The organism is Ligilactobacillus sp. UO.C109 (assembly GCF_026847815.1).
Lineage (GTDB): Bacteria > Bacillota > Bacilli > Lactobacillales > Lactobacillaceae > Ligilactobacillus > Ligilactobacillus salivarius.
This window is the reverse complement of record NZ_JAPSFH010000060.1, coordinates 1-236: the sequence shown is the minus strand read 5'-3', so window position 1 is coordinate 236 and position 236 is coordinate 1. Positions and strand designations below refer to the sequence as shown.

Annotated in this window: 1 protein-coding gene; it reads left to right on the top strand. The window is 42.4% G+C overall.

Features of this window, described 5'->3' with window-relative positions:
* The coding region (locus tag OZJ21_RS09740) for a hypothetical protein (RefSeq protein ID WP_268857755.1) at nt 1-236 on the top strand (236 nt) is incomplete at both ends.

Genomic DNA, 236 nt, shown 5'->3' with positions numbered 1-236 from the left:
GAACTTGTACTCAAGGATTCACTCAAGCTGCTTGATGTACTTAAGCTTTCACTTAAGGAGGAACTTGTACTCAAGGATTCACTCAAGCTGCTTGATGTGCTTAGGCTTTCACTTAGTGAGGAACTTGTGCTCAAGGATTCACTCAAGCTGCTTGATGTACTTAAGCTTTCACTCAAGGAGGAACTTGTACTCAAGGATTCGCTCAAGCTGCTTGATGTGCTTAAGCTTTCACTCAA